This is a genomic window from Microcoleus sp. B13-B6 (assembly GCF_036705405.1).
In the GTDB taxonomy this organism is placed as follows: Bacteria; Cyanobacteriota; Cyanobacteriia; order Cyanobacteriales; family Microcoleaceae; genus Microcoleus.
The window spans coordinates 1-5698 of sequence record NZ_JAUBUJ010000198.1; the positions used below are offsets into that span (position 1 = coordinate 1).

Sequence of the window (5698 nt, forward strand, 5' to 3'; positions counted from 1 at the left end):
GCTTACTTAAATGGCTTAATTGGTAAGCGAAGAAATGTTTAAGTATAAATACTCATCGCAAAAGTGACACGCTCCCAATTCACTGGTGTCTTTACTATTTCCTAATGTTATATATCCTCGGTTTTGTTGACAATCATAAACCCCATGCGGAATCACTTTACCGTGACCTAAACTCCAAAAATCATGATCGAAAGTAGTGACAGGTTCCTTTGTATAGAGAGTTCCCGGACGATACAAATTTCCTAAAACTTCTTTCTTTTTGGTATCAAAACGTAGGATGGGATTGCTGGCTTTTCTATACTCTGCATGAAGTCTAGCAATGTTTTTAAATTGAGCATCTCGATTTTTATTAATTCCTATTGTTTGTTTTTTTTGAGCTTTTCGTTTCACATACCCATGCTTTTTTAATAGTTTGGCAACTAATGGGAGACTAATGGTAAAACCTGCCGCTCGTAGTCCCGCAGCTATTTCTTTATGCGTCAAATTAGTCCATTTGATTAATTCATTCATTGGGTCTCCGGCTGTGTAATTTTTTAAAACTTCTAAAAATGCTGCATCAATACCGATTTGAGTAGACAGAATACTTTTTCTTCCCCCTCCTTTCTTTCTGATCCGGGAACTATTGAGTGTCTCTGAGTCCATTTTTTCTAAATCTTCTATTCCCTTGACGATGGTGTTTCGACTGCATCCCAAAAGTTGCATTACATAGCTAATTCCACCCCATCCTAATTTTTGATCTTCGATAGCTGCATACCTTCTTTTATCCTTTTCTGATAAGGATTTATAAAATTTTTTCATTTCTGACTCAATTGAATTAGAATAAGACATGGGTTTAAACGCCAATTAGAGTAGTTGTGTATAAAAATCTGTTGTGAGTCGAGCTCTGTAGGAGTGAAAATTGTAATCTCACACTTTTTTCATTATAACCGATAACTCATCAACTTATTTATTTTTTATTCCTAAGCTAAAAACACTGTTGTCAATGAGTAATCTTACTCATTTTTTACCGAAATACCAATTAAAATATGACTCCATTTGTTCATTCATTATTGAAAAAAAATTGTTCGGGACTTCTTTGAGTTCCAGGGAAAGGAGAAATAATTAGCCTGACATGAGGTTTTCATGCGTAGCTTAACAATCCCTAAATCTTGATTTTTTGCGTCGGCAAAATACTTAACTAGGTCAGAAGCTAATCCTTTTTGATAGGCCACAGAAAAATGATACATCCCTCGATAAATCATTTAAGAGTGAAACACGTTCAATTGGCACTCCTAATTCATCCGCAACGGCATCTCCCAAGTCTACCAAAACCGCATAAAATAGCCAAGTAGCCCAGATTTGAAGCTGGATTCCGTTGGACGAACCTGTCCATAAATAACTTAAATTTAGGAGTCTCTTTACTATACAAAATGCCTCTTCAATTCGCCAGCGTCTTTGATATAAATCTGCTACTACATAGGGGGGCAATATTTCGGGGTTTTGGACACTTGTCAGATAAGAACGCCAGGAGTTTTTTGAGCGGATTTGTACTAATCTTATAGTCAAAGTTGGTGTGTTTTTTGTCCCTGCACCTATCTGAATTATCTGGTCTTTAACCTCATAAGTATTGGTTAATACCCGCTTGACTTGATAAGATGCACCTTTCTTGATCCGAGTAATAAATCCAATTTCTTGCTCAATTAATTTTGACCAAAAAGCGAAGTGATAGAATCCTAATTCCAATAACAGCAAGGTTTTTGGCTTAACTTTTTTTAGTAAATCTTCTTCCCAATGAGTATCTGCTTGTTTCGGATTTTCCCAAAACCAAATTTCTTCGGGAAGATGAGTTACTAGGTCTATAATTACTCCCATTTTTCCGGATAATTTACCAATTGGAACATCTGATAAACTTTCTAGTTTACGAAATAATGCTTCTAATGTTGAGCCGTCAGCTATCCAGATATTTTCAAAGTTTTTTAAGGCAAATTGTACGCTATGTGGTAATGGTCTCGATTTTCTCATCAACCATTTTTGTCGAAAATGAGGTAGTAATTCTTTAAATACTTTTTCAAATAAAATTGATGGAAAAGTTAAAAATCTCGCTCGACAATGCTTGTTGACTAATTTCTTGTGGCTGACACCATAAAAATCCTTCTTTATTTAATAATCTGGTTAATTCTGTTACTCCTGGTACGGATCGCCATAGTAAACTGGCGGATTGCTGCCATCATTAATGGTAGTGTTAGAATTCTATCTCTTAAATTTAGTTGGCGATAAAAAGTTTTTTGGGCCGCCATTGCCGGAATTAATAAATCTTCCAGGTAATTCGCGATCGCTTCAGTTTCTACTTGGGGACGATTTTTTTTCTTTGCATGATCTCGGTTGATTCGTTTTTTGCTAGTCATAACTGGTTTAATTATGGCTCAACTGCTTGCCCGGTCAAGGTTTCATCCTATTTTACCTTTTTTTGTCTACCCCCTTGACAATTTGCACTTTTTCTTAACTTGTCACAAATGATGTGGGGTTGGCTTAAACTTACTATTCTGTCCTCTATACTCTGTTTGTTATTTTCAAATAACCAGAGTTGTTGGCGATAGACTTCTGTGAGGACTAACAAAGTTTTATACTGCTTGTGGCTCACACTTTTTAGGGTGGCACCTGATTCGATTAGCTGTTCAATATGAGCGAGGTTTCTTTTGATATATTGCAGTTGTTTTTTAAGGGCTTGGATTTTTTTGTTTCGTTTAGGTCGTCGTTGTTTGGCTACTGCTAAGTAGTCTTTCCTGGCTATTTTTCGGTAGGTTCTGGTTTTTTTTGTGATTTTTTCTTTGAGGGATTTATAGAGGATGTCGATAATTTTTTCGGTATGAACTCTAGCCTTGTTTAATAGTCCTAAGTCCGTCGGATAGCTAATGTCTGCTGGGGCACAGGTCGCGTCTATGATTAATTTTCCTTGATTGGTTGATTCATTTTTTTCGTCCGAATCCTTTTTTTTTTCTGGCGGTTTTGGGGTGGTTTCGCGCATTTTTTCCACCATTCGTTCGTTCACTTTCTTGATTAAATTCGCACTGATTCGCTGCCGAAAGTGGATGGCGGGGTGATGGGTCAAATGGGGGTTCATTACTGTAAGTTGATTGACCGATAAAGTATTGCAGGTATGGGTTTTCTCGGATCTGTTCTACTGTTTCTATGTCGCTGATTCCCAGCTTTTCTTTAATAATTAATGCTCCTAATGCCATCCTAAAGGATTTGGCGGGTGCGCCCATTTCGGTCGGGAAATTTTCCGCATAATCTGATTCAAATTCCGACCAAGGAATTAGTTGGGTCATTTTTACCCAACGGTTGTCAGCAGACAACCTTCCTCCAAAGGGAAGTTCAAAGTCGGATGGGGGGCTTGGGGCAAGCTCAACTTTTCTGTACACGATCACAAATGGTGATGCACGGGTTTTGAGCCATTATACCTGTTTTTCTTGCACCCTTATACCATTTTTTTAAAGATGTGATAGAGATAAAGAATGTAAAATCCAAGACCATCCGGTGAGAAAACCAATGACGCGATCGGTGAAAGATGCCAAAATTTCCTGGATTTTTGTGCGGAGTTCGTCAAGATTACTAAACACCGACCAAGCTAAAAAATCTTTGAGATATTCCCACACTCTTTCTGTGGGATTTACTTCTGGACTTGCCGGAGGCTGAAATAGTAAAATGATATTGTCTGGTAATTCAGATGAGCTTAAATTATGAGCGGGTGCGTTATCTACTTGAATGATGTGTAATTCATGAGGATATTGTATTGACAAAAGTTGTAAATATGCTTCAAAACAAACTTTGTCTAAATGCGAAAACTCCCCAAAAAAACTTTTTCCCGTAGGGATCGATACTGCGCCATACAGCCAAAAACACTCTTATTTCCATTGATGCTTTCCTCGTGGCTTTACGCCGGAAAGCGTCAGCTTACGCCGACTTTATTGTATGCAGCCCTATCCGCGTTTCATCACTACACCAATAAGTGACTTTTTTATATTTGTTTACTTGAGGTAAAGCTTTGTCTAGTAAAGGTTTTATCTGTTGATGGAAGTTATTTTTAAATTCAGTAATTGCCGTAGATTTCTGAGAAATACTGCGAGGTCTGGGAATTTTTAATTTACTTTTTAATTCCCATCTTACTAAAGAATAGACAGCCGAGTAACTACTGGCTATTCCTTTAATCAACCAGAGCCAAAGATGAACTTTTTTATAACTCTTAAATCCTTCTGGGTCTCTCAACTCTTGTTGCAAGGTCGCTGCTATTTCAACTGAGAACTTTTTTGGGCTACCGAAAACCTGCCTATTTTTTAACAAATTTTCCAGACCGCCCTTTCTATATTGGGAGAGCCAGCGATGAATCGTTGCCTCACTTTTACCTAAAACTGTGGATACTTCCCGAACAGTTTCTACTTGTTTTGACTGAAATAAATAAAGCATTTGAACTTTATTATAAGCTAGTATTTTTTTTTGTTGCTTGAGGATTTCTCGCAAACCTTCTACAGATTCTGTAATTTTTATATGAGGACGACCCGACATTGTAATGCTCTCCTTGACTTTTTACACAAGTCTATCACATCTTTAAAAAAATGGTATTACTACTTTTTTGGTCGGAAAACCCATACACTGTTTACTTTTCTCACTGATTCAGCAAGCCCTAAGTAAGTAGACAAAATTAATTACCTAATTTTTCCCAAATTCTCGCAGCGTTTAACAAGTTTGATTCTCCTGATTACCCTAGCTTATAGTGGCGCTATATTTCAAGGTGAAACCCTCAAAAATATGGGTCAACAAAAAAACAAAAAACCCGGAGCAACCAGGTAGAAAGATTCATGACTAAAAAAGTAACAGCAATCTTCTGTTCCAGAAGTATTAGCCAGTTTTGCCATCACGCGAGCGAGGCTAAATTTCCGACCTAGAGGAATTCACAGTTTTCTGGCGAGGTGGGGGCTCGCTCAGCTTTTCGGTACACGATCGCTAGCGGTGATGCAAGGGTTGTGCCCTATTTGATCTGTTTTCCTTGCCTTTGACTTTCGATCGAGCAATTGTCCAAGATATGGGGTGTAACCTTTTTGCACTTATTCAGTAACCCCTACTTAGAGAGTTAATTAGGAACCTGAGACTCAAGAAAAAACAGTCCTAGAAGGACTGGGCTGATATCCCCTTAATCTTTGTCATTCAGGAAGTGGGAGGAGCGCTCAATCTTAGGAGTATTTCTGAAGTAGTAAATCTATAGGAAGACCAAACCCCAAAAAAGTAGCGAGCTGCCACCACGGCTGCAAGCAATCCTAAAAGCAGAAGTGTAGCTTGAATATCTTGCACCAGACAATTCACTTTTTCACCCCAAAGACCGTAGCTAATTGCAGCATAGAAGCCAAGGTCATTCAGGGCAACTGCGACGATCGCTCCTAGCAATCCTGCGGTAGAAAATCCCACCCATAATCCAATGCTAGTCCAAAGAAACCGCAAGAATTGGCGGAAAGCTGGATATTGAACTTTCCCGATGGCCAACAGAGCTGACTCAATTCCTGTATTGCAGAGTACGCGAGGCCAAATGCCAAGAGCTAGGATCGGCAACATCCAAGCAGCCTGAATATACCTCTGGTCATACAATATCTGGTAGTCCTATTTAGTAAAGGATAGAGAAAAAGCAGACATATTCAACAACTCGAAGGCTCAGAACGAATCAGTGCAT

General features: G+C 38.4%; 2 protein-coding genes and 3 pseudogenes. All 5 read right to left on the reverse strand.

Annotation, left to right across the window (positions count from 1 at the left end; genetic code table 11):
* Positions 1 to 15: 15 nt before the first annotated feature.
* Positions 16 to 828: an ISAzo13 family transposase gene (locus QUB35_RS38170; RefSeq protein WP_333148176.1), complete on the reverse strand. Its 813-nt coding sequence runs from the start codon at positions 826 to 828 to the stop codon at positions 16 to 18.
* A 211-nt stretch (positions 829 to 1039) separates the two neighbouring features.
* A pseudogene (locus QUB35_RS38175) lies at positions 1040 to 2384 on the reverse strand (IS4 family transposase).
* A 110-nt stretch (positions 2385 to 2494) separates the two neighbouring features.
* Positions 2495 to 3401, reverse strand: a pseudogene (locus QUB35_RS38180) (IS5 family transposase); the annotation flags it as partial.
* A gap of 69 nt (positions 3402 to 3470) precedes the next feature.
* Positions 3471 to 4542 (reverse strand): annotated as a pseudogene (locus QUB35_RS38185) (IS630 family transposase).
* Positions 4543 to 5181: 639 nt separating this feature from the next.
* Entirely contained in the window at positions 5182 to 5616 is a 435-nt protein-coding gene (locus QUB35_RS38190; RefSeq protein ID WP_333148178.1) for a hypothetical protein, read from the reverse strand.
* Between the last annotated feature and the right edge of the window lie 82 nt (positions 5617 to 5698).